At 70.1% G+C, this 22,437-nt stretch carries 15 protein-coding genes; 5 read left to right on the top strand and 10 right to left on the bottom strand.

Annotated features, from left to right (window positions below):
- Window positions 1-28: 28 nt before the first annotated feature.
- The gene (eutH, locus tag AC6R2M_RS00260; RefSeq protein WP_500484347.1) at window positions 29-1,273 is read right to left on the bottom strand and encodes an ethanolamine utilization protein EutH; all 1,245 of its coding nucleotides are present in this window, start codon (window positions 1,271-1,273) and stop codon (window positions 29-31) included.
- Between the two features lie 153 nt (window positions 1,274-1,426).
- On the opposite strand from eutH, the gene AC6R2M_RS00255 reads away from it, so the two are divergent.
- The 3 genes from AC6R2M_RS00255 to AC6R2M_RS00245 all read left to right on the top strand — a co-directional run bounded on the left by AC6R2M_RS00255 (window position 1,427) and on the right by AC6R2M_RS00245 (window position 6,397).
- Window positions 1,427-2,671 carry a D-arabinono-1,4-lactone oxidase gene (locus AC6R2M_RS00255; protein ID WP_500484345.1) on the top strand — a complete coding sequence of 415 codons (1,245 nt, stop codon included), beginning with the start codon at window positions 1,427-1,429 and terminating at the stop codon, window positions 2,669-2,671.
- Window positions 2,672-2,762: 91 nt separating this feature from the next.
- Complete coding sequence (locus tag AC6R2M_RS00250) at window positions 2,763-4,334, top strand: hypothetical protein (RefSeq protein ID WP_500484343.1); 1,572 nt, start codon at window positions 2,763-2,765, stop codon at window positions 4,332-4,334.
- A 116-nt stretch (window positions 4,335-4,450) separates the two neighbouring features.
- Window positions 4,451-6,397: an AI-2E family transporter gene (locus AC6R2M_RS00245; RefSeq protein WP_500484341.1), complete on the top strand. Its 1,947-nt coding sequence runs from the start codon at window positions 4,451-4,453 to the stop codon at window positions 6,395-6,397.
- Window positions 6,398-6,406: 9 nt separating this feature from the next.
- Here the strand turns inward: AC6R2M_RS00245 and AC6R2M_RS00240 are convergent, their stop codons facing one another.
- The 5 genes from AC6R2M_RS00240 to AC6R2M_RS00220 form a co-directional block, all read right to left on the bottom strand.
- Window positions 6,407-6,784, bottom strand: coding sequence for a response regulator (locus AC6R2M_RS00240; protein ID WP_500484339.1), 378 nt, complete (start codon window positions 6,782-6,784; stop codon window positions 6,407-6,409).
- Window positions 6,781-10,062: a response regulator gene (locus AC6R2M_RS00235; protein WP_500484337.1), complete on the bottom strand. Its 3,282-nt coding sequence runs from the start codon at window positions 10,060-10,062 to the stop codon at window positions 6,781-6,783. Before AC6R2M_RS00235 ends, AC6R2M_RS00240 begins: the two co-directional genes overlap by 4 nt.
- A 69-nt stretch (window positions 10,063-10,131) precedes the next feature.
- Window positions 10,132-11,850, bottom strand: a complete 1,719-nt coding sequence (locus tag AC6R2M_RS00230; protein WP_500484335.1) for an acetyl/propionyl/methylcrotonyl-CoA carboxylase subunit alpha — start codon at window positions 11,848-11,850, stop codon at window positions 10,132-10,134.
- Window positions 11,847-13,466 carry a 5-oxoprolinase subunit B/C family protein gene (locus AC6R2M_RS00225; protein ID WP_500484333.1) on the bottom strand — a complete coding sequence of 540 codons (1,620 nt, stop codon included), beginning with the start codon at window positions 13,464-13,466 and terminating at the stop codon, window positions 11,847-11,849. The genes AC6R2M_RS00230 and AC6R2M_RS00225 overlap by 4 nt, the downstream gene beginning before the upstream one ends.
- 5 nt (window positions 13,467-13,471) lie before the next feature.
- Window positions 13,472-14,233, bottom strand: a complete 762-nt coding sequence (locus AC6R2M_RS00220; RefSeq protein WP_500484331.1) for a LamB/YcsF family protein — start codon at window positions 14,231-14,233, stop codon at window positions 13,472-13,474.
- A 378-nt stretch (window positions 14,234-14,611) separates the two neighbouring features.
- On the opposite strand from AC6R2M_RS00220, the gene AC6R2M_RS00215 reads away from it, so the two are divergent.
- Window positions 14,612-16,360 carry a M14 family metallopeptidase gene (locus AC6R2M_RS00215; RefSeq protein WP_500484330.1) on the top strand — a complete coding sequence of 583 codons (1,749 nt, stop codon included), beginning with the start codon at window positions 14,612-14,614 and terminating at the stop codon, window positions 16,358-16,360.
- Window positions 16,361-16,422: 62 nt separating this feature from the next.
- Here the strand turns inward: AC6R2M_RS00215 and yjfF are convergent, their stop codons facing one another.
- From yjfF to ytfQ, 4 genes are all read right to left on the bottom strand, one after another.
- A complete protein-coding gene (gene yjfF, locus AC6R2M_RS00210) occupies window positions 16,423-17,397 on the bottom strand; it encodes a galactofuranose ABC transporter, permease protein YjfF (RefSeq protein WP_500484329.1) in 975 nt (324 codons plus the stop codon).
- Window positions 17,397-18,431: an ABC transporter permease gene (locus AC6R2M_RS00205; RefSeq protein ID WP_500484328.1), complete on the bottom strand. Its 1,035-nt coding sequence runs from the start codon at window positions 18,429-18,431 to the stop codon at window positions 17,397-17,399. The genes yjfF and AC6R2M_RS00205 overlap by 1 nt, the downstream gene beginning before the upstream one ends.
- Window positions 18,428-19,933 carry a sugar ABC transporter ATP-binding protein gene (locus tag AC6R2M_RS00200; RefSeq protein ID WP_500484326.1) on the bottom strand — a complete coding sequence of 502 codons (1,506 nt, stop codon included), beginning with the start codon at window positions 19,931-19,933 and terminating at the stop codon, window positions 18,428-18,430. Before AC6R2M_RS00200 ends, AC6R2M_RS00205 begins: the two co-directional genes overlap by 4 nt.
- A gap of 62 nt (window positions 19,934-19,995) precedes the next feature.
- Window positions 19,996-20,958, bottom strand: coding sequence for a galactofuranose ABC transporter, galactofuranose-binding protein YtfQ (gene ytfQ / locus AC6R2M_RS00195; RefSeq protein ID WP_500484325.1), 963 nt, complete (start codon window positions 20,956-20,958; stop codon window positions 19,996-19,998).
- Between the two features lie 281 nt (window positions 20,959-21,239).
- Between ytfQ and AC6R2M_RS00190 the strand changes: the two genes are divergently transcribed.
- Window positions 21,240-22,385: a M48 family metallopeptidase gene (locus AC6R2M_RS00190; protein ID WP_500484324.1), complete on the top strand. Its 1,146-nt coding sequence runs from the start codon at window positions 21,240-21,242 to the stop codon at window positions 22,383-22,385.
- Window positions 22,386-22,437 lie beyond the last annotated feature (52 nt).

The raw sequence follows: 22,437 nt of genomic DNA, 5'->3' as shown, positions 1-22,437 counted from the left end.
TCCCGATCCCGTTTCCCGCTGCCGCGCCTCAGACCGCCGGCACCGGCGCCTTGCCCGTCCCGTCCGCCTCCGCCGAGACCTTCGCCGCCGCCCCCATCATTTCGGCGCGCGGCACCGCGATGAGAAGGGCGATGGCGAATCCCGCCAGCGCGCCGGCCAGTTTGCCGATCATGATGATGACGATGAGGCTGGGTTGGAAGTTGGCGGTGAAGGCCAGATGGTCGCCGAAGAGGAAGGCCCCGCAGACCGCGAAGGAGAGCGTCAGAACCTTGTCGCGCGGTGTCATGTCCTCCACCAGCCGAAAGAGCGCGATGATGTTGGCGCAGGCCGCCACGAGGCCCGCCGCGCCCTCCGCCTGCAGGCCGAGCCGGCGCCCCAGCGCCTCCATCGGCGCCGAGAGATAGCGGGTGATGAGGTAGACCATCGGGAAGGCGCCGGCGAGCATGATGCCGATATAGCCCGCCAGTTCCAGCGCGCGGAACTGGTCCGCCTCGTCCGCGATGATCGGATCGAAGCCCCAGGTGCCGAAGAGCGTCGAGAAGGCGCCGGTGAAGTATTCGATGATCGACAGGACGAGGATGATGCGAAGGACCGCCGTCAGCACCCGCCCGAAGATCAGGAAGCCCCGGATCATCGCACCCGGAACGAGGGCGAGGCCGGCCGCGAAGGCGGCGCAGATGATGGCGAGCGGGATGAGGTTGGCCAGGAGCTGGCCGAAGCCGATGGCGAGCGTGTAGGTCGCCTCCGAATTGGTGGACACCGCCTCGCGGACCGTCGGTCCGGTCAGGATCAGGAGGACGCCTGCGACGAAGGCCCCGACCGGGATCGAGAGGAAGCCCGCCATGGTGCCGAGAGCCATGTAGGGCCGATCCTCCTCCTTCAGCATGGTCAGACCGATGGGAATGGAGAAGATGATCGTCGCGCCCGCGAGATAGCCGACGACCATGGCGATGATCCAGTCCTCGCGCGACCGGGCAATGGCGTCGGCCAGCTGGTAGCCGCCCATATCGACCGCGATGAAGGTGTTGGCCGCGACGGCGGGGTCGGCTCCGACCGCCGCGAAGGCCGGGCCGAAGATCGCGGGGATCGCGGCCGAGACGTAGGGCTGCGCCGCCATGATGCCGGCGACGGGCACGAAGATGATGCCGATCGTGTAGAGGCCGGAGAGGAACTCCTTTCCGAGACCGCTGTCTTCATCGACGATCGATGCGATGCAGCCTGCGAGCGCGCAGGCCATGATCAGATAGATGACGAGATTGCCGATGAGTTCCATGAAGACCGCCCCACGTCCGAAACTGCCTTACGTTAAGGCGCTGTTCGTTCGATAGGCAAGTGCCGGTCGGAGCCGGCGTAAGCTTATCTGCTCCGGGCAGTTGATCCGGAGTGCGAGGTCGGTTCACCATGCGGTCGATCGAAGGAGGACCGCATGGGCTTCGAAAAGGGCGGTGTCTGGCGAAACTGGGTCGGCAACCAGTATTGCGTGCCTCAGTATCGCGCGAACCCGTCGAGCGAGGCTGAGCTTCAGTCCGCGATCGTGGAAGCCGGCCGGCAGGGTCTGCCGGTGCGGGTCGCGGGCTCGGGACACTCCTTCACGCCCGTCGTCGGGACGCCCGGCCTCCTTCTCTCGCTGGAGAACTGCGCGGGCGTCCGGGAAATCGACGAGAAGCGCCGACAGATCCGCGTCGGGGCCGGCACGCGCATCAATGCCGTCGGCAAGGCGTTGAAGGAGCACGGGCTCTCCCTCGTCAACCAGGGAGACATCGACAGCCAGGCCGTGGCCGGCGCCTTCACGACCGGAACCCACGGCACGGGGCTGAAGCTCGGGAACCTCGCCTCCTCCATCGCCGGCATGCGCCTAGTGAAGGCTGACGGCGAGATTCTCGACATCGACGGACGCGACACGGACCTCCTGCACGCCGCGCAGGTGAGCGTCGGCACGCTGGGCGCGATCTCGGAACTGACGCTGAACGTGACGGAGAGCTACAATCTTCACGAATGGCTCTTCCGGGACGATTTCGAGACCTGCATGGAGCGGCACGACGAACTGGCGGCCAAGCACCGTCATTTCGGCTTCTTCTGGTGCCCGGTGCCGGAAAGCCGGCACCTCTACTGCCTGGCCGACACGCGCGCCTCGCCCTGGTCCTCGACCCAAAAAGATGCCGACATCTGCGAGATAAAGGTGATGGACATCACCGAGGAGCCTCCCCGCGAAGGCGCGTTCGAGACGATCGCCTACTCGTCCGATGTCTACCCGATCGAGTACGTGCCGAATTTCGTGGAGCTCGAATACGCCGTGCCGCTGGAGCATGGAAAGGATTCGATCCGTGCGGTGCGCGAGCTCATGCTGACCCGGCACACCAATTGCATCTACCCGATCGAGTACCGCTTCACGGCCGGCGATCCCGCCTGGATGAGCCCCTTCCACAATCAGGACTCCATCACCCTTTCGGTCTCGGGCGGCCCCGGCATCGATTATTGGGCGTTCCTGCGCGACACGGACGAGATCCTGCGCCGCTACGGCTCGCGCCCGCATTGGGGGAAGATGCATTTCCTCGATGCGGACGACGTGACCGCGCTTTACCCGCGCGCGAACGATTTCCGGGCGCTGCGGCGCGAGCTCGATCCCGAAGGCCGCTTCCTCAACGACCATCTGCGACTGCTCTTCGGTTGAGGCGCTCCCTGCGCTTGGCTCCGGCGCGACGGCGATGGTAAGACGGCCGGACGTTCACACGCTCGTGATCCCACATCCGACTGGAGCGCCCATGCTCGGACGCCGTTCGACCGCCCTTCTCCTCGCCTCCATGCTCGTGCTGCCTTTCGCCGCGGGGGCGCAGGAGCGCATGCCGCCGGACCTTTCGCCCGAGCCCGCGCCCGCCGGCACGCTCGAAGACGCGCACGACCTGCGCGAAGCGCTGCAGGCCTATCTGACCGCGACGCCCTTCGACCTCGGCGCGCTTCGCGTCGAGCCCGACGAGGCCGGCCTGCGGATCGTGCTCGATCCGTCGGAACTCGCGGGCGCGCTCACCGGCCGGCCCGTCGAGTTCTCGCCCCTCTCCTTCGTCGTCAGCGAGCGGCCGGACGGCGACTGGAACGTCTTCTGGAACGATCCCATCGAGGCCTCCGCGACCTTCGAGATCGGCGGAGAGGAGCAGAGCGAGGCGTACCGGCAGGACTGGCAGGCCTACAAGGGCGTCTTCTCGCCCTCTCTCGGCACCTTTCTCTCGTTGGCGGGCGAGAGTGGTCCGACGTCGCAGGTCTCCTCCGACGCCTTCTCGCAGGGGCTCGTCGGCTTCATGGGCTCGACCTTCGAGATGACCGCGCAGGCCGCGGCCGGGGGCGGCGTCGATCTCGCCTTCCGGCAGACCTATGACGGCTTCGCCCAGACGCTGGCCGTCGAGATCCCGCTCGACGAGAGCGCGCCGGAGGAGACCTTCGCCTTCTCCTTCGAGGCCAGTCTCGCCTCGATGGCGAACTCCGGCACGTCGGCGGGCCTGCGCACGCGCGAGCTGCTCGATCTCTACGTGCTCGCCCTCTCCCATGCCGAGGCGCTGGCCGAAGACCCGCGCGCGGCGCTGTCCGGCCCGGTCGGCGAGGAGCTGAAGACCGCTTTGGAAACCGCCCTTCCCCTCTGGGACGAGCTCGACGTGACGGGCGAGGCCGAGGATTTCGGCGTCACGACCCTCTTCGGCGATTTCGCGATCGAACGGCTGGTGCAGACGTTGCGCATGTCGGGCATCGACGAGAGCACGTTCTTCGAGACGGATGTGAGCCTTTCCGGCATTTCGGCCCGCTCGGTCCTCGTCCCGGAATGGGCGGGCGCGCTGACGCCGACGCTGATCGAGTTCGGCCTCACGGCGGCCGACATCGATCTCGCGACGCCGCTCGACATCCTGCTTCGCGAGGCCGATTTCGAGCGCGAGGACATCCTGTCCCCGGAGGCGGCGGACAAGATGATCGCCGCCTTCGACCGCGAGCGCATTCGCGTCGGCCTCGACGGCGGGCGGATCGAGGCCGAGCTCTTCGACCTGTCCTTCGAGGGAAGAGTCTCCATCGCGCGGGGCGGACCGGACGCGCGGCTGAACCTCGCCGTGAGCGGGCTGGACGAGACCATCGCCGCCTTGCAGGCGGCGGCGGTCGACACGCCCGAACTGAACGAGGGCATCGGCATGCTGCAGCTCGCCAAGGGCTTCAGCCGTCCGGGCGAGGACGGACGCGCGATCTGGGACATCGAAGCGCGGCCCGACGGCTCGGTCCATCTGAACGGCGCGATGCTCAAGGGGCCGGACGCGCCGGGCGCGGACGAGGGGAACGAGGGCGCCCGCGACGAGCTCTGAAGCGCTCGACCGCCCGTATGAGGCGGGACGCGCGATTGCGTCGCCTCGGCCCTCGCCGTGGTGCTCGCCCGGCTTAGTTTTCAGTGCCGCGCATCCGGCACCGAAGACCGCTCCCCATGGATCTCGTCACCTCGCAGCTCCTCCGCCGGCTGCTGCCGCTCTTCGCGGCGCTGGCGGTCAGCGTCCTCGTGCTCTCCGTTTCGGCGATCCTCTATCTCGGGCGTGAGGTCTTCGTGCCCTTCGCGCTGGGCATCCTGTTGTCCTTCGTCCTCGCGCCGATCGTCATCTTCCTCCAGAAGATGAACGTGCCGCGCATCGTCGCCATCTCGGCGGCGATCCTGACCGCGACGGCCGTGATCGCCGCGCTCGCCGGCTTCATCGCGATCCAGCTGACCTCGGTCGTCACCCAGATTCCGTCCTATCGCGCCAACATCGAGACCAAGCTCGACAGCTTCTCGTCCGATCCGGACGAGCCGCGCGGACCCTTCGGGCGGGCGGTCGAGGCGATCCAGGGGATCGTCGCCGATGTGGGCGAGGTCGGCGAAGGCCAGTCCTCGGAGGCCGAAGGGCCGCTCGCGCCCCGCGCGCCGCAGCCGGTGACGATCGTCTCGGCCAGCGGCGGGGCGCTGGCCACCACCGCGGCGGTGGCCTCGCCCCTCCTCGGCCCGCTCGCGACGGTCGGCATCGTCATCGTCTTCGCCATCTTCATCCTCCTCCAGCGGGAGGATCTGCGGAACCGGTTCATCCGCCTCGCCGGCACGGACGACCTGCAGCAGACGACGGCCGCGATCGACGACGCGGCGATCCGCCTGTCGCGGCTCCTGTTCTTCCAGTTCCTGATGAATGCGGGCTTCGGGATCATCACCGGCTTCGGGCTCTGGCTGATCGGGGTGCCGAGCCCGTTCCTGTGGGGCATTCTCGGCGGCGTCCTGCGCTACATCCCCTATATCGGCGGGTTCCTCGGCGCGGGCCTGCCCATGATGCTCGCCTTCGCGGTCGATCCGGGCTGGAGCATGATCGTGTGGACCGCGATCATCTACCTCACCGTCGAGACAGTGATGTCGAACGTCGTGGAGCCGGTCCTCTACGGTCACTCGACCGGGCTCTCGCCGGTCGCCATCATGTTCGCCGCGCTGATCTGGACGCTGATCTGGGGCCCGGTCGGCCTGATCCTCGCCACGCCGCTCACGATCTGCCTCGTCGTTCTCGGCCGGCACGTCCCGGCGCTGGAATCGATCGACATCATGTTCGGCGACCGGCCGGCGCTCTCGCCGCCGCAGATCTTCTACCAGCGCATGCTCGCCGGCGCCCCGCAGGAGGCCTCGCTCCAGGCGCGCGAGTTCCTGCGCGAACGGGCGCTCGCCACCTATTACGACGAGGTGGCGCTGGAGGGCATCCGCCTCGCCCACGAGGACGTGGCGCGCTTCGCCGTTTCGGGGGCCCGGCTCGACACGCTGCGCGAGGCCACCTTGGCGTTCGTGACGCGTCTCGACGGGCTGAAGAGCCCGTTGCCGCAGGGCGGCGCGATGCGGCCCGAGGCCAAGGCCGCCGTGGACGCAGCCGGCCCGGACGCCGAGGTAACGCGCATCGTCCAGGCGCGCGAGGATCTGAAGCCGGCATGGCGCGGCCCTCATCCCGTCCTCTGCGTTTCCGGCAACACGCCGCTCGACGCGCCGGTGACGGCCATGCTCGCGCAGGTCCTGGAAAAGCACGGCCTCGCGACGCGGCAGACCGCGTGGGAAGACCTCGTCGCGGCTCCGCCCACGAAGCGGGACGCCGAGGGCGTCGCGCTGGTCTGCCTGTCGTTCCTCGAGCCGCTGTCCACCATTCATCTGCGGCTGATGGTGCGGCAGGTGCACCGCGTCGCGCCCAAGGCGCACGTCATCGTCGGCATCTGGCGCCAGCGCGATCCGGCGATGATCGCCGAGCTCTCCGCCAAGCTGCGGACCGACGCGGTCGTCACCACCTTCCAGTCGGCGCTCGCCGCCGCGCTCCGGCTTGCCAGCGAGGATTCCTCGCCGACCTTCGAGCGCGCCAGAAGCCTACGCCCCGGCCGGGGATAGACCCGTCCGTCAGTCGGCGAGGGCGGGAGAGACCAGCGCCTCGATCTGCGTGACGAGCTTGGCGAAGTCCACGGGCTTGGGATGGTAGTCGTCGCAGCCCGCCGCGATCGTCTTCTCCCGGTCGCCCGACATGGCATGCGCCGTCAGCGCGATGATCGGCATGCGCGGCAGCGTCGAATCCGCCCGGATCGAGCGGGCCGCCGTCCAGCCGTCGATGATCGGCAGGTTCATGTCGAGGAGGATGATGTCGGGCGCGGCGATGCGCGCCTTCTCGACCCCGTCCTGCCCGTCATGGGCGAGGACGACCTCGTAGCCCTTTCGCTGGAGCCGGCGCGACAGGAAGTCCCAGATCTCTTCGTGGTCCTCCACGAGAAGGATTTTGGTCATCGCGCTTGGTCCTCATGCGTCGGCTCGGCGGGCGAGACGATAACGCGCAACTGCTCGGCAAGCTCCGAAAGCGCCACCTCGTGCTTGGCGATCACCTCCTCGGTCTCCTGACGAAGCTCGCGGAACTCGGCGCGGGTCAGGTCCTTGGAGGTGAGGACGACGATGGGCGTCGTCGCCGTCTGCGGCCGCTTGCGCGCCGCGCGGATGAAGCCGAAACCGTCCATCTGCGGCATCACGAGGTCGGTCAGGATGAGGTCGGGCGTCTCGCGCTCCAGTTCGGCCAGCGCTTCGCGCCCGTTCAGCGCCGTCATCACGCGGAAGCCCTCGCGCTCCAGCGAGGCGCGCATGCGCGACAGGAGGTCCGCGTCGTCGTCCACGGCCAGCACCAGGGCGTCCGCCTTGGCGCGGAAGCGGTCCATGACCTTGCGCAGCTGGTCCCATTCGACGGGCTTCAGAAGATAGTCCGAGGCGCCGAGCGCGTAGCCGAGGCTGTGCTCGTCGATGACGGTGAGCATGATGACCGGAATGCGCGAGAGGTCGGCGTCGGCCTTCAGCGCGGTCAGGACGGTCCAGCCGTCCATGCGCGGCATGGTCACGTCGAGGAGGATGGCGTCCGGCCGCGTGAGCCGCGCCATTTCCAGACCCGCGACGCCGTCGGCGGCGGTCCGCACCAGGAAGCCCTCGCGGGTCAGGAAGCGCGAGACGAGGTCGCGCGCGGCCGGATCGTCGTCGATCGCCAGCACCACGCCGGCCGAGCGCGCGCGGTCGGCCGCCGGCACCGGGGCGGAGGCGGGTGCCTCCGCGATTCCCTCGGCCACCGTCGCCGGGATCTTGACGGTGAAGGTCGAGCCCTCCCCCTCGCGGCTCGTCACGGCCACGTCGCCGCCGAGCAGCTTGCAGAAGGCCTTGGTGATGGCGAGGCCGAGCCCCGTGCCGCCGAACTTGCGCGTGGTCGAGGCGTCGGCCTGGGTGAAGCGCTGGAAGAGCCTGGCGAGTTGCTCGTCGCTCATGCCGATGCCCTCGTCGGCGACGTCGAAGACCAGCCAGTCGGTCTCGCCCTGCCGCTCGCGCCGGACCTTGAGCCGGATCGTGCCCTTTTCGGTGAACTTGGCGGCATTGGAGAGAAGGTTGATCAGGCACTGGCGCAGCTTCACCACGTCGGTGTGGGCCGAGCCGAGATCGGGCGGAAGGTCGAGTTCGAGCCGGTTCTCCTTCTTCTCCATCAGCGAGCCGACGGTGGAGGCGATCTCCTCCACCGTTCCGGCGACGTCGAAGGTCTCGGCATGGACCTCCATGCGCTCGGCCTCGATCTTGGACAGGTCGAGGACGTCGTTGATGAGGCTGAGGAGGTGGCGCGCGTTGCCCCGGATCTTGCCGAGATCGGGCAGGAGATGGGTGGCGCCGGAATCCTCGGCGTCCTCCTCCAGCATTTCCGTGTAGCCGATCACCGCCGTCAGCGGCGTGCGCAGCTCGTGGCTCATATTGGCGATGAACTGGCTCTTGGCGCGGTTGGCGTTCTCGGCCAGCTCCTTGGCGCTGGCGAGCTCGCGCTCCTGCTCGCGCTGGCGCGTCACGTCGGTGTTGGTGCCGAACCAGCGGGTGATCGTCCCGACCGCGTTCCGGATCGGAAGGGCCTGCGTCAGGAACCAGCGATAGGCGCCGTCCGCGCCGCGCAGGGGGAAGGTGTCCTCCCACGGGCGCCCGGCCGCGAGCGCGCTCCTGTAGCTCTCCGTCACCCGCTCGGCATGGTCCGGGTGATGGACGGACACCCAGCCGAAGCCTCGCATCTCCTCCAGCGTGGTGCCGGTGAACTCGAACCAGCGGCGATTGTACCAGAAGATGCTGCCGTCCGGCCTCGCCATCCAGGCCATCTGCGGGATGTTGTCGGCGAGCGCCTGGAACTGGGAATGGGTCTCGGAGAGGCGCGCGGCCGTCTCCTTGTGCTCGGTGATGTCGGTGTGCGTGCCGATCCATTCGCGCACCGAGCCGTCCGCCTTCAGGATGGGCACGGCATTGGCGAGCATGTCGCGCCAGACGCCGTCGCGGCGCCGCACGCGGTGCTCGATCGAATAGGGCGTCGTCGTTTCGGTCGCCCGCGCCCAGGCCGCCGCGCTGCGCTCGCGATCCTCGGGATGGATCGCGTCGGCCCAGCCGAAGCCGGAATAGTCCGCCTCGCTCTGGCCGGTGAAGGCCTCCCAGCTCTCCTGCCGGTCGCCGAAATGGCCGTCGGCGGCCGCCGACCAGACGATGGCCGCCGTCGTCTCCACCAGCGAGCGGAAGCGGCGCTCGGCCTCCAGAAGCCGCGCTTCGGCCTCCACGCGCTCGGTCGTGTCCACCGCGACGACGCCGAGCCCTTCGGCCGTCTCGTCATGGCCGTCGAGGCGCAGCGGGAAGACGCTGGCGAGGAAGTGCCGCCCATTCGCCGCGCCGGGCACCTCGACGTTCAGCGCCGGGCGCCTCGTGCGGCGGACCTCGTCGAGGACGGTGCGGACCTCCTCCCGGTCGAGGGCGAGCGTGTCGAGCGACGCGGCACCGGCCGAAAGGGGCGCGGGCCGGCCGTCGCGGCCGAGAAAGCCGATGGAGAGCGGCGAGTGGGCGAGGACGGCGTCGAGAAGCTCGCGCGAGCGCCTGGCCTCCCTCTGCCGGCGCAGCGCCAGGAGCCCGAGGGCGAGAGCCGACAGGAGGGCGAGGCCGAAGCCCGCGGAGGACCAGAAGCCGGACGACCGCCGCTCGGTCGCCAGCCGCCCCATGCGCGCCGCCGCCCCCTCCTGGATCGAGGCGATCTCGCCGCGTACGAGGTCCATGCGCGCGCGCCCCTCGCCCGAGCGCACGAGCTCGGCCGCCGCCTCGAACCCCTCCACTTGGCGCGCCTCGACCACCTGCGCGGCGAAGGCGAGCTGGGTGTCCACCCGCCGGCGGAGGCTGTCGAGTTCGGCCGGGTCCGCGCCGGTGACGGAGAAGCGCGTCTCGATGGCCGCGAGGTCCGCGTCCACCTGCGCGATGCCGGCATCGTAGGGCTCGCGAAACGCCGCGCCGCCCGTCAGGACGAAGCCGCGCTCGCTGGATTCGGCCGAGAGAAGCGTCGTCAGAAGGCGCTGGGTGTCGTCGATGAGCAGGGATTCGCTCGTCATCGCCGCCGTGCGGTTGGAGCTGACGAAGGCCCCGTAGCCGAAGAGCGCACAGCCCAGAAGCAGGGCGGCGGCCGCGAGCGGCGCCGTCCAGTTCGCACGCCGGGCGCGCGCGCCCGGCCCCGTCCGCACGTCGCCCCGTTCCGTCATGCCCGGCCATCCTGCCTCGGTGAGAGAGCAAGATGGCGTTCGCCGCGAGAACGGACAGGGCGGGCCCGGTCAGGCGATGCGGGCGAGCTCCGTTCCCGCCGAAACGCCCGCGCCGGCCTCGACGGCGAGCGTGATCGTGCCGGCGGCGGGCGCCGCGATCTGCGTCTCCATCTTCATCGCCTCCATGACGGCGACGATCTGGCCTTGCTCGACGCTGTCGCCGTCCTGAACGCTCCAGGATTGCAGCGTCCCGGAGATCGGCGCCTCGACGCGGCCCGGCGCCTCCTCGACGGGACCGGCGTCGGACGCGGTCACGCCGCCGGTCTGCAGGCGGCCGATCAGGGACGCCGGAAGGCCGAGGCGGTGACGCCTGCCGTCGATCTCCACGGCAAACCGCACGAACTCGCCGTCCGGTGCCGGGTCGGGCCGAAGTCCGGCCTTCAGCGAGGCGTCGAAATCGGTCTCGATCCAGCGCGTGTGGACCGCGAAGCGCTCGCCTGCGAAGGCCGGCGCCTCCACCACCGCCCGGTGGAAGGGCAGGACGCTGGCGACGCCCTCGACGACGAATTCGGCGAGCGCACGTCGGGCCCGCTTCAGGGCGATCTCGCGCGTCGGCCCCGAGACGATCAGCTTGGCCATCAGACTGTCGAAGCGGCCCGAGACGACCGAGCCCGAGACGACGGCGGAATCGACCCGTACTCCGGGGCCGGAGGGCGGATCGAAGCGGGCGATCGCGCCCGGCGTCGGCAGGAAGCCCCGCGCGGGATCCTCGGCGTTGATGCGGAACTCGATCGAATGGCCGCGCGGCGCGGGCGTCTGCGTCACCGCGAGAGGCAAGCCGTCCGCGATCCGCAGCTGCTCGACCACGAGGTCGAGGCCCGTCGTCTCCTCGGTCACGGGATGCTCGACCTGAAGGCGCGTGTTGACCTCCAGGAACGAGATCACGCCATCTGCCCCCAGCAGGAACTCCACCGTCCCCGCCCCCGTATAGCCGGCCGCCGCGCACACCTTGCGCGCGCCCTCGTGGATCGCTTCGCGCTGGCCGTTCGTCAGGAAGGGCGCCGGCGCCTCCTCCACGAGCTTCTGGTTGCGGCGCTGGAGCGAACAGTCGCGCGTGCCGACGACGAGGACGGTGCCGTGGCGGTCGGCGAGCACCTGCGCCTCCACGTGGCGGGGCCTGTCGAGGAAGCGCTCGACGAAGCACTCGCCCCGGCCGAAGGCGGCTTCGGCCTCGCGCACGGCCGAAGCGAAGAGAGGCTCGACCTCCTCCAGCGTCCAGGCGACCTTCATGCCGCGCCCGCCGCCGCCGAAGGCGGCCTTGATGGCGAGCGGCAGCCCGTGTTCGCGGGCGAAGGAGAGCGCTTGGGCGCCGCTCGCGACCGGCCCGTCCGAACCGGGCACCAGCGGCGCGCCAACACGCGCGGCGATCTCGCGGGCGCGGACCTTGTCGCCCAGCGTCTCGATCACGCCGGCGTCCGGGCCGATCCAGATCAGTCCCGCCTCGACGACGGTGGCCGCGAAGTCGGCGCGCTCGGACAGGAAGCCGTAGCCGGGATGGACCGCGTCGGCGCCGCTCCGCCGCGCGAGCGCCACGAGCTTCTCGATCGACAGATAGGTCTCGGCCGGCGCCGTTCCCTCCAGCGCGTAGGCCTCGTCGGCATGGGCGACGAACGGCGCCTCCTCGTCGCCGTCCGCATAGACCGCCACGGAGGCGACGCCGTAGTCCCGGCAGGCGCGGACGATGCGAAGGGCGATCTCGCCGCGATTGGCGATGAGGACTTTCTTCATGGACGCGGTCCCTGCGAGCGTGGCGCGATCTCGGCGAAGGGCGCGACCGCGCGGAAGCGGATGCGCGCGCCGATGGGGATCTGGCCCGCCAGATCGAGATGATGGTCGGCGACGACCCCGATGACGGGATAGCCGCCGGTCAGGGGATGGTCGGCGAGGAAGAGAACCGGCTGGCCCTCGTGCGGAACCTGGACGGAGCCCCGCACCGTGCCCTCGCTCGGCAGTTCCGCCTTCGGATCGGCGCGGGCGAGCGGCACGGGGGCGTTCAGCCTCAGGCCGATGCGGTTGGAGCGCGGGGTCACCGCCCATTCCTGCGTCAGAAGGCTCGTCACGCCCTCTGGCGTGAACCAGTCGGTGCGCGGGCCGAGAACGAGGTCGAGCGTCACCGTTTCGCCCGCGGCCGGAAAGGCCGGCGAAGAAGGGCTCGGCTCGGCGACCGCCGGACCGCCCTTTCGCGCACGCACGACCAGTGTCGATCCGGCGGAGACGGGCGGCGGGCCGATCATCGCCAGCGTGTCGGTGGAGGCGCTGCCGAAGACGGGCTCCACGTGAAAGCCGCCGCGCGCGGCCAGATAGATGCGGGCGCCGCTGGCGGGCGCCGACAGGGTCACCCGGTCGCCGGCCTCGACGGCGAAGGCGCGGCCGCAGGCCTCTTCGATCCGATGGTCGGCGGAGGCGCGGATCGCGACGCCTGACGGCGCGCCGGCCAGAGCGAGCACGGCCTGCCCCTTCGCCTCGAAGGCGAAGCCGCCGCCGACGATCTCCAGCGCTGCCGCACCGGCATCGTTGCCGACGAGCCGGTTCGCCTCGGCCAGACTCGCCCGGTCGAGCGCGCCCGAAACCGAGATGCCCTGCCCGACGAGGCCGTGGCGTCCGCCATCCTGATAGAGAGCCGGCAGAGGCGCGGCCAGGACCTCGAGCCGCGTCCCGTCCGGGCGCGCCTGCGGCCGTTCGACCGGCGTCGCGGCGTTCGCGGCGGCCTCGCGTTCGAACGCCGCCTCGCTCTCCAGCCGGCGGAAGCGCACGCGCATTCCGGGCTCGAGAAGGATGGCGGGTTCGCGGTTCGGATCGAACATCTTCACCGCCGAGCGCCCGAGGATCTGCCAGCCGCCGGGACTGGCCTGCGGGTAGATGCCGCTGAACTCGCCTCCGATCGCCAGGGATTCAGGGGGAATGCGCGTGCGCGGGCTCTGCCGGCGCGGGACCTTGAGCGCCGGATCGCCGCCGGAGAGATAGGCGAAGCCGGGCGCGAAACCGGTGAAGGCGACGGCATAGTCGCGCGCCGCATGCCGCTCGATCACCTCTTCGGCGGGCAGGCCCGTCAGCCGCGAGACCTCGCCGAGATCCTCGCCGTCGTAGAGGATCGGTATCTCGACCCAACGCGTCGATGCCGCCGTCTCGCCCGAGAGGTCGCGCGCACGCAGATTGGCGGCGAAGGCCGCGCGATCGGGCGCCTCGCCGGTTCGAAAGCGCAGGAGAAGCGTGCGGGCGGCCGGCACGATCTCGTCCACCTCCGGGACCGGATCGGCGACGAGCGAGGCGAACAGCGCCTGCGCCTCTTCGAGCGACGCCAGTTCGACCATGATCCGCCGCGAGCCCGCCGGCAGAAGCCGCATGGCGCTCACGGCCGGAAGGGGCGGATGGAGACGCCGTTCGCCTCCAGCGTGTCGCGCAGTCGCCTGGCGATCGCGACGGCGGCGGGGTTGTCGCCGTGAACGCAGATGGAGCGGGCGGTCAGACGAACGAGCGAGCCGTCCACGGTCTCGATCTCGCCCGTCGTCGCGAGGCGCAGCATGCGCTCGGCGACATGGCCCGCATCGTGGATGACCGCGCCCGGCTCGCGGCGCGACACGAGCTGACCGTCGGGCCGGTAGGCGCGGTCGGCGAAGGCCTCCTCCACGACTGCGAGCCCGGCCTCCCGCACCAGCGCGACCATCGGCGAGCCCGCCAGCGCCATCATCGGGAGTGAGGGATCGACGGCCAGAACGGCGTTCACGACGTCGCGGCACTGCCGGTCGTCGACCGCGATGCGGTTGTAGAGCGCGCCGTGCGGCTTGACGTAGACGACCTTGGTGCCCGCCGCCGTCGCGAGCCCCTTCAGCGCGCCGATCTGGTAGGCGACGTCGGCGAACAGGTCCTCGCTCGCCACGTCCATGTCGCGGCGTCCGAAGCCGACGAGATCGGGATAGGAGACATGCGCGCCAACGCAGACGCCGCGCGCGGCTGCGGCCTGCAGCGTGCGCAGGATGCCGGCGGGGCTGCCGGCGTGAAAGCCGCAGGCGACGTTGGCGGAGGAGACGATGTCGAGCATCGCCTCGTCGTCGCCCATGCTCCAGGCACCGAAGCCCTCGCCGAGATCGCTGTTGAGATCGATGGCGGTCATGGCTCGTCTTTCCTGGATCGTGCATCGGCCTTGTCGGCCATCTCGCGGACGGGCCTTCCGTCACGCTGCCGGCTGCGGCTGTTCGCAGCGAGCGACGGTGGCGCGACCCGGCAAGGCGCCGGCGGCGCATGGGGTGGAACGTCGCGCGGACGATGGCATGGGCCCGGCGAATCTGTCGAGGCCGCGATGCGCGAAACCCCCAAGCCGAGCCGGGCAAGCGGCGACCCGCAGCCAGGGCGATCACGTTTCGCGCCCCGGCCCTTTCCGCCATCATGAGACCGCGCCGCGGACAACATCCCGCTCCAATTGCGGATCACATGCCCTCGCCCTCGGCGGCGCGTACGAGGACGACGCAGGCCCCACGGGTTGGACCCGATCATGACCCTACTCATCGAACGACAATTCCCCCGCACGCTCGACGCCCTCGTTCAGCGCTTCCACGGCCGCTCGGACCTCTCGATCGAAGCGTGGCTCTTCGAGGACGAGGCGGCCCGCCGGGCCGGCGAGGACAGCCTTGCCGCCAGCGGCGTGACGGCGAGATTGCGCAGCGCCTACAAGCCGCTCGTCCATGCCTTCCTGGAGGAGATCGACCTCGCCGGCGCGACGAGCGTCGAGATCGCCTATCCCGTCCACGAGGCGGCGGACGAGCGGCGCTTCCTGATCGAGGCCTACCCGCTGGCCGGGCTGATCGGACGTCCCGTCGGCTTCGGCTCCTGCAAGCTGCGCCCCCTCACCTACGCCGTGACGATCCATTTCGAGGACAGACCGCCGGAGACGATCGAGGTCGAGGCGCCGAACCGGGTCCATCCGGGGCCGACCGGCGCGACGGTCCTCTCGCCGACCGGATGGCTGCGCGTTCTTCGCAACGGCGCGGTCGTCGAGGATGCGCGGTTGGAAACGGACTTCGAAGCGCTCTTCGAGGCCGGCATGGCGGCTTTCGACCGGCTGGAGCGGGCCGGCGACGAGCCGATCTTCGAGGAGCTGCGGATCGAGGCCCACCTGCCCTTCGGCGACCGGACGCTCGGCTTCGGTGACGAGGCGATCAGCCTGACCGAGGCGCTGCACGAGGACTTCTACTTCTCCAGCCTGGAGGTGCTCCAGTCGCGCGCGGGCCGTCCCGCCGGCGATCGCAGCTTCCAGCCCGGCCGCATCGTGCCGGTGATCGCGACGCGCGAGGGCGCGCCCGGCCTTCGGATGGAACTGCGCCCGCATGCCGAGCCGCCCGCCGTGCCCCGTCGCCCGCGCTGGACGCCGCTCGAGGCCGAGGCCCCGCTCAACAGGGCCGAGATCGAACGCGCCCTTCGGCTCGTGGACGCAGAGGCCTTCTCGGGCCGTTCGGTCTGCGGCCGCCCGGTCGAAGGCCGCTACCGGGCGGGACCGGACGCGCCCGTCCTCATCACCGGCGGCCAGCACGCCAACGAGCCGACCGGCATCGCGGGCGCGCTCCTCGCCGGCGTCGATCTCGCCGCGCGTGCGAGCGCGCATTTCGCGCTCATCCCGCTGGAGAACCCCGACGGACACGCGCTGTGCGGCGAACTCATGGAGGAGCAGCCGCGCCACATGCACCACGCGGCGCGCTACACCGCGCTCGGCGACGATCTGGAGTTCCGCATCTCGGCTCGGCTCTTCGAGCGCGAGGCGCGCGAGGCCATCGTCGACCGGATGCGGCCGGGCCTCCACGTCAACTGCCACGGCTATCCCGCCCACGAGTGGACGAGACCCCTGACCGGCTATCTGCCGCAGGGCTTCGAGCGCTGGACGGTGCCGAGGGGCTTCTTCCTCATCCTGCGCCATCATCCCGGCCATGGCGAAGCGGGCCGGCGGCTGGCCCGCTTCGTCGCCGAACGGCTCGCCGCGATCCCCGAGCTCGCCGCCCTCAACGCACGGCAGATCGCGCTCCACCGCATCCATGCCGGCGATCCGGGCCTGGAGGTCCACGCCGGCATTCCGGTGACGGTGGTCGAGGACGCCCGCCATCGCGTGCCCGTCACGCTCGTCACGGAGTTCCCGGACGAGACGATCCTGGGCGAGGCCTTCCGCCTCGGCGCGCGGGTGCAGGCGGCGGCCGTGATCGCGGCCTATGAGGGCTGGCAGGCGATCGCCGCCGAGGGCTCAGCGGAGGTCTGAGCCCTGCCGAGCGCCCGCGGACGAACGGAAGCGCCCTGCCGGCCGGGGCGCCCGCGCGCAGTTCAGGCGTGGGCGCCGGCCGGGTTTCGCCGCTCCGAGACCATCGTCACGATCCGCTGGAGCACGATGAAGGCGAAGAGCAGGAGCCCGATCACGATCTTCGTCCACCAGGAGGAGAGCGTGCCGTCGAAGACGATGTAGGTCTGGATCAGCCCCATGATGAGGATCCCGACGAAGGTGCCCGCGACGAGACCGGAGCCGCCGGTGAGGAGCGTGCCGCCGATGACGACGGCCGCAATGGCGTCGAGCTCCACGCCCACCGTCGCCAGCGAATAGCCGGCCGAGGTGTAGAGCGTGTAGACGATGCCCGAGAGCCCGGCGAGGAAGCCGGAGACGGCGTAGATGCCCACCGTCGTCGCCGCGATGGGAACGCCCATCAGTTCCGCCGACTGCGCGCTGCCGCCGATGGCGTAGACATTGGCGCCGAAGCGCGTGCGGCGCGCCACGATGGCGGCGATGACGAAGACGACGAGCATGACGATCGCCACCATCGTCAGCCGCCCGCCGCCCGGCACACGGAAGAAGACGTTGCCGATGGCGCGGAAGGTCGCGTCGTCGACCGGGACCGACTGGGTGGAGAGAAGGAAGGCCGCGCCGCGCGCCAGGAACATCCCCGCGAGGGTGACGACGAAGGCCGGCATCTTCAACACGTGGATCGTCAGTCCCATCAGCGCCCCGAAGGCGGTGGTGACGGCCAGCGCCAGGGCCAGCACGACGCCCGTCGGCACGCCTTCGCGAAGGAGCACCGCGAGGAACACGCTGGTGAAGGCGATGACCGAGCCGATGGAGAGGTCGATGCCGCCCGAGAGGATGACGAAGGTCATCCCCACCGCCGCGATGCCGAGAAAGGCGTTGTCGGTGAGGAGATTGCCGACGACGCGGGTCGAGAGCATCGCCGGGAACTGCCAGATGCAGATGGCGTAGGCGAGGAGGAAGACGCCGAGCGTGATGAGGAAGGGAGCGTTGCGCGAATTCATCACGAACGGGCCTCCGCGTTCTTCGGCTCGGGCGTGCCGGACTCGCGTCGCCGGAAGGCGTAGCCGAGCGCGCCGGAGACGGCGGGCGACTGGATGGTCAGGATGAGGACGATGATCCCGGCCTTGATGACGAGGTTGAACTCGGGCGGGAAGCCGGCGGTGAGGATGCCGGTGTTCACCGACTGTATGATCATCGCGCCGATCAGCGAGGCGAGGATCGAGAAGCGGCCGCCGAGGAGCGAGGTGCCGCCGATGACGACGGCGAGGATCGCGTCGAGCTCCAGCCAGAGGCCCGCATTGTTGGCGTCCGCGCCCCTGATGTCGGCCGTGGCGATCAGGCCGGCCAGAGCCGCGCAAAGCCCCGACACCATGTAGACGGCGAGAACCAGCGTGTGGGTGCGCACCCCGACGAGGGCGGAGGCGCGGCGGTTGATGCCGATCGCCTCGATCAGCAGGCCGAGCGCGGTGCGGCGCACGACGAGGCCGACGACCAGCCCGGCGCAAAGCCAGATCACCACCGGCGTCGGCAGGCCGAGAAGCGAACCGGAGCCGAGGAAGGCGAAGCCCGGATCGTTGAAGGTGAGGATGACGCCCTCGGTGACGAGCTGCGCGATGCCGCGCCCCGCGACCATCAGGATCAGCGTCGCGATGATCGGCTGGATCTTCAGGAAGGCGACGAGGACGCCGTTCCAGAGCCCGGCGAGCAGCCCGACCGCGACCGCCGAAAGGAGCGCGACCGGCAGCGGCGTGCCGTCGGCGACGAGCGACGCGGCGATCGCGCCGCAGATCGCCATGATGGCGCCGACCGAGAGGTCGATGCCCTTGGTCGCGATCACCAGCGTCATGCCGATGGAGAGGAGCGCGACCGGCGCGCCGCGATTGAGGATGTCGATCAGCGAGCCGTAGAGTCGGCCGTTCGCCCATGTCAGGTCGAGGAAGTTCGGCGCGATGGCCGCGTTCAGCGCCAGGATCGCGGCGAGGGCGATCAGCTGCGGCGACAGGCGTTTCAGGCGGGCGCCCAGGGCTTCGGTCATGCGGCGTCCTTCCGGGCGTCGGCGATGGCGGACAGGATGCCGCCCGGCGTGACGGCCTCACCGGTCAGCTCCGCGACGTGGCGGCGGTCGGCGAGGACGACGACGCGCGAGGCGTAGGCCACGAGCTCCTCCAGTTCGGAGGAGACGACGAGAAGCGACAATCCGTCGGCGCGCAGCCTCTCGATCAGGCGGATGATCTCGGCATGGGCGCCGACGTCGATGCCGCGCGTCGGCTCGTCGAGGATGAGGAAGCGCGGGTCGGTGGCGAGCCAGCGGGCGAGGATCGCCTTCTGCTGGTTGCCGCCCGACAGGAACTTGATCGGCGTCTCGCGGCTGGCGGTGCGGATGTCGAGCGCCGCGATGTAGCGGTCGGCCAGCGCGACCTGCTCGGCCCGCGACAGGGGCCTTGCCCAGCCGCGACGCGCCTGGAGCGCGAGGACGATGTTCTCGCGGACCGACAGATCCTCCACGATCCCGTCGTGCTTGCGCTCCTCGGGGCAGAAGGCGAAGCCGTGCGCCATGGCCTCGTGCGGGCTCGTCAGGCGGACGGGCGTTCCGTCCACCGTGGCCGAGCCCGAGTCGGCCCGGTCGGCGCCGAAGGCGAGGCGCGCGGTCTCGGTGCGACCCGAGCCCAGGAGCCCCGCGACGCCGACGATCTCGCCGCGCCCGATGTCGAGATCGAACGGCTCCACCGCGCCGCGCCGCCCGTAATCGGCGAAGCGCACGAAGGGCTCGGGCGCCGCGCTCCCTTCGGGGGCGCGGGCGGTCGTCTCCTCCCGCAGCTCGTGGCCGAGCATCATGGTGATGAGCGACATGCGCGTCAGTTCCCCGATGGCGGACGAGCCGACCCGGCGTCCGTTGCGCAGGACCGTGACGCGGTCGGCCAGCGCGAAGACCTGGTCGAGGAAGTGGGTGATGATGACGATGGCCAGCCCGCTCTCGCGCAGCCGGCGCAGGACGGCGAAGAGCGCCTCCACCTCGCTGGAATCGAGGCTCGCGGTCGGCTCGTCGAGGATCAGAACCTTGCCGGAGAGATCGACCGCGCGGGCAATGGCGACGAGCTGGCGGATCGCGACGGAATAGGCGGCCAGCGGCTTCGTCACGTCGATCGAAAGACCGTAGCCGGAGAGGAGCGCGCGCGCGTCGCGCTCCATGCGCCGGTGATCCAGAAGGCCGAAGCGGCGCGGCTGGCGCTCCAGATAGAGGTTCTCGGCGACCGAAAGATTCGGCAGGAGGTTCACCTCCTGATAGACCGTCCCGATGCCGAGCCGCTGCGCGTCGGCCACGGAGCGCGGATGGACGGCCGCGCCGTCCATCTCGATCGTGCCGGAATTGGCGGAGAGCGCGCCCGACAGCACCTTGATCAGCGTCGACTTGCCGGCGCCGTTCTCGCCGAGGAGCGCGTGGATCTCGCCGCGCCTCAGGGTCAGGTCCACCCCGTCCAGCGCCTTGATCCCGAAGAACGCCTTGGTGACGCCGCGCGCGATCAGGATGTCGTCCATCGCCTGCCCTCCCGATTGGCGATCGAAGGATGGGGCGCCGGAGGCGCCCCGCCCGGCGTCGATCAGTAGCCGAGGTCCTTCTTGGACTCGTAGACCGCCTGGGGGTCGTCGCTCTGGGTGAAGAGCTTGGATTCGGTCTGGATGAACTTCTCCGGCTCGGTGCCGTCGTTCAGATAGGCCTCGAGCGCGTCGAAGGCCGGGCCGGCCATGTTCGGCGTGAGCTCCACGGTGGCGTTCGCCTCGCCCGCCGCCATGGCGAGGAAGATGTCCGGCACGGCGTCGATGGAGACGATCTTGATGTCCTCGCCGGGCTTCAGGCCGGCTTCCTTGATCGCCTGGATGGCGCCGACGGCCATGTCGTCATTGTGGGCGTAGACCGCGCAGATGTCGGCCCCGCCGCCCTCGGCGCGCAGGAAGCTTTCCATCACCTCCTTGCCCTTGGTGCGGGTGAAGTCGCCGGTCTGCGAGCGGACGATCTCGATGTTGTCGTGGCCGGCGATCGCCTCCTCGAAGCCCTGCTTGCGGAGCAGCGCCGGCGAGGAGCCGGTGGTGCCCTGGAGCTCGACGACGCGGCAGGGCTCTCCCGCCGTCTCCTCGACCAGCCACTCGCCGGCCACGGAGCCTTCGTGGACGAGGTCGGAGCCGACGGCCGTCAGATAGAGGTCCTCGGAGGCATCGACGCGGCGGTCGAGCAGGACGACGGGGATTTCGGCCTCCTTGGCCTCCTCCAGCACCTGATCCCACCCGGTCTCGACGACCGGTGCGAGCAGGATGGCGTCCACCCCCTGCGCGATGAAGGTGCGCAGCGCGCGGATCTGGTTCTCCTGGCGCTGCTGGGCGTCGGAGAAGCGCAGGTCGACGCCGCGCTCCTCCGCCTGCTGCCGCGTCACTGTGGTTTCGGCGGCGCGCCAGCCGGACTCGGAGCCGATCTGCGAGAATCCGACGGTGAGAGCATGGGCCGAGACGGTCGTCGCGGCGAGCGCAAGGGCTGCCGCGCCGAACACGGCCGAGCGGGAACGAAACATGGATGACCTCCCTGAAGACGTTGGACGGCATCCTTCCCGACCGCCCGAACGGGATCGATTTAGGCATATCGTATGACTTTTGAAAAGGGGCTCTTCGGACGCCGATCGGCGTCGGCGAAAACGCGAGGCGCCCGGTGTCCAACGCACACCGTCATCACGCTTGCGTGATCTCCGTTAGGAGGCTACGAATTCGCGATAATGCAGAGAGGCTGATTGCGATGAAAATCGGGTCTGTCGGAGCACCGGAACAGCGGGTCAGCGTCGAACGCTGGCCGAGCGAGATGCCCCTTTTCATCACGATGGTCGTCGTCTCGATCCCGTTGTGGATCGCGATCGTCGTCGGGACGCTCGGGATCGGCCTCGTCTACGTGGCGCTGATCACGATCCTCATCTTCTTCGCGCATGCCGCGCTCATCGCCCATGTCCGGGGCAGCGCCATCAAGCTCGGGCCCGACCAGTTTCCCAATCTCTACGCACGGATCGTCGAGTTCTCCGCCCGCGCCGGCCTCTCCTCGCCGCCGGACGCCTATCTCATGCAGGCCGACGGCAGTCTCAACGCCTTCGCCACCAAGTTCTTCCGGGGCCGCTTCGTCGTCCTCCACTCGGATCTCCTCGACGCCTGCGGGGACGATCTGGCCGCGCGGGACATGATCATCGGCCACGAGATCGGGCATCTGCGGTCCAACCATCTGAACTGGAACCTCCTGACGCTGCCGGGCCGGATCGTGCCCTTCCTCGGCTCGGCCTATTCGCGCGCCTGCGAGTTCACCTGCGACCGCTGGGGCGCCGCTCTTTCGGGCGATCCGGAGGGCGCGCGGCGCGGGCTTCTGATTCTCGCGGCCGGGGCGCAGCACTACCGCAAGGTCGACGAGGCCGCCTTCATCCGCCAGCAGGACGATTTGAACACGGGCTGGATGACGCTGTCGCGCTGGCTCGGCACCTATCCCCCGCTGTCGGCGCGCGTGCAGGCGATCGGGCCGCAGTTCGGCTCCACCACTCCCGCCCGGCGCGGGGCTCTGCGCGCCTTCGCGCTGCTCCTCGCCTTCGTCGCGATCCCGACGGCCCTCGTCCTCGCGCTGCCCCTCCTCCTCGCCGGGCCTCTCGGCGAGTTGCAACGGTCGCTCGAAAGCGAGCTCGCGGGCCACATCCCGGCGATCGACGACGCCGGACAGACCGGAACGGCCGATTCGGAGGCGACCTTCGCCAGCGTCGCCGACATGCCCCCGCCGACGGCCGTCCCCACCTTGAGCGACCCGAGTTTCCAGCCGGGCGCGCAGGCCTGCTTCGAGGGCGACATGGCGGCCTGCGACACGCTCTACTGGACCACACCCGTCGATTCGCCGGAGGAAGCCTACGGCCTGACCTGCGGCGGCCGGCTGCCGGACAACTATTCCGGCTGCGCCGACCGGATCGCAACCGCGAACTGACGGAGCGCGCGTTTCGCGACGCATTTTACGGAAAGGCCCGGAACCGTCTGTC

The organism is Aureimonas sp. CAS (genome assembly GCF_059838215.1).
The sequence above is the reverse complement of the archived record's forward strand: the minus strand, read 5'-3'. Positions and strand labels throughout refer to the sequence as shown.

Bases quoted from the DNA above. Each gene is read 5' to 3' on its own strand.
- AC6R2M_RS00190 (WP_500484324.1), top strand. From the start codon at position 21,240: ATGCCCCTTTTCATCACGATGGTCGTCGTCTCGATCCCGTTGTGGATC.
- yjfF (WP_500484329.1), bottom strand. From the start codon at position 17,397: ATGAATTCGCGCAACGCTCCCTTCCTCATCACGCTCGGCGTCTTCCTC.
- AC6R2M_RS00255 (WP_500484345.1), top strand. From the start codon at position 1,427: ATGGGCTTCGAAAAGGGCGGTGTCTGGCGAAACTGGGTCGGCAACCAG.
- AC6R2M_RS00245 (WP_500484341.1), top strand. From the start codon at position 4,451: ATGGATCTCGTCACCTCGCAGCTCCTCCGCCGGCTGCTGCCGCTCTTC.
- AC6R2M_RS00230 (WP_500484335.1), bottom strand. From the start codon at position 11,850: ATGAAGAAAGTCCTCATCGCCAATCGCGGCGAGATCGCCCTTCGCATC.
- ytfQ (WP_500484325.1), bottom strand. From the start codon at position 20,958: ATGTTTCGTTCCCGCTCGGCCGTGTTCGGCGCGGCAGCCCTTGCGCTC.
- AC6R2M_RS00250 (WP_500484343.1), top strand. From the start codon at position 2,763: ATGCTCGGACGCCGTTCGACCGCCCTTCTCCTCGCCTCCATGCTCGTG.
- AC6R2M_RS00225 (WP_500484333.1), bottom strand. From the start codon at position 13,466: ATGCGGCTTCTGCCGGCGGGCTCGCGGCGGATCATGGTCGAACTGGCG.
- AC6R2M_RS00235 (WP_500484337.1), bottom strand. From the start codon at position 10,062: ATGACGGAACGGGGCGACGTGCGGACGGGGCCGGGCGCGCGCGCCCGG.
- AC6R2M_RS00215 (WP_500484330.1), top strand. From the start codon at position 14,612: ATGACCCTACTCATCGAACGACAATTCCCCCGCACGCTCGACGCCCTC.
- AC6R2M_RS00220 (WP_500484331.1), bottom strand. From the start codon at position 14,233: ATGACCGCCATCGATCTCAACAGCGATCTCGGCGAGGGCTTCGGTGCC.
- AC6R2M_RS00240 (WP_500484339.1), bottom strand. From the start codon at position 6,784: ATGACCAAAATCCTTCTCGTGGAGGACCACGAAGAGATCTGGGACTTC.
- AC6R2M_RS00200 (WP_500484326.1), bottom strand. From the start codon at position 19,933: ATGGACGACATCCTGATCGCGCGCGGCGTCACCAAGGCGTTCTTCGGG.
- eutH (WP_500484347.1), bottom strand. From the start codon at position 1,273: ATGGAACTCATCGGCAATCTCGTCATCTATCTGATCATGGCCTGCGCG.
- AC6R2M_RS00205 (WP_500484328.1), bottom strand. From the start codon at position 18,431: ATGACCGAAGCCCTGGGCGCCCGCCTGAAACGCCTGTCGCCGCAGCTG.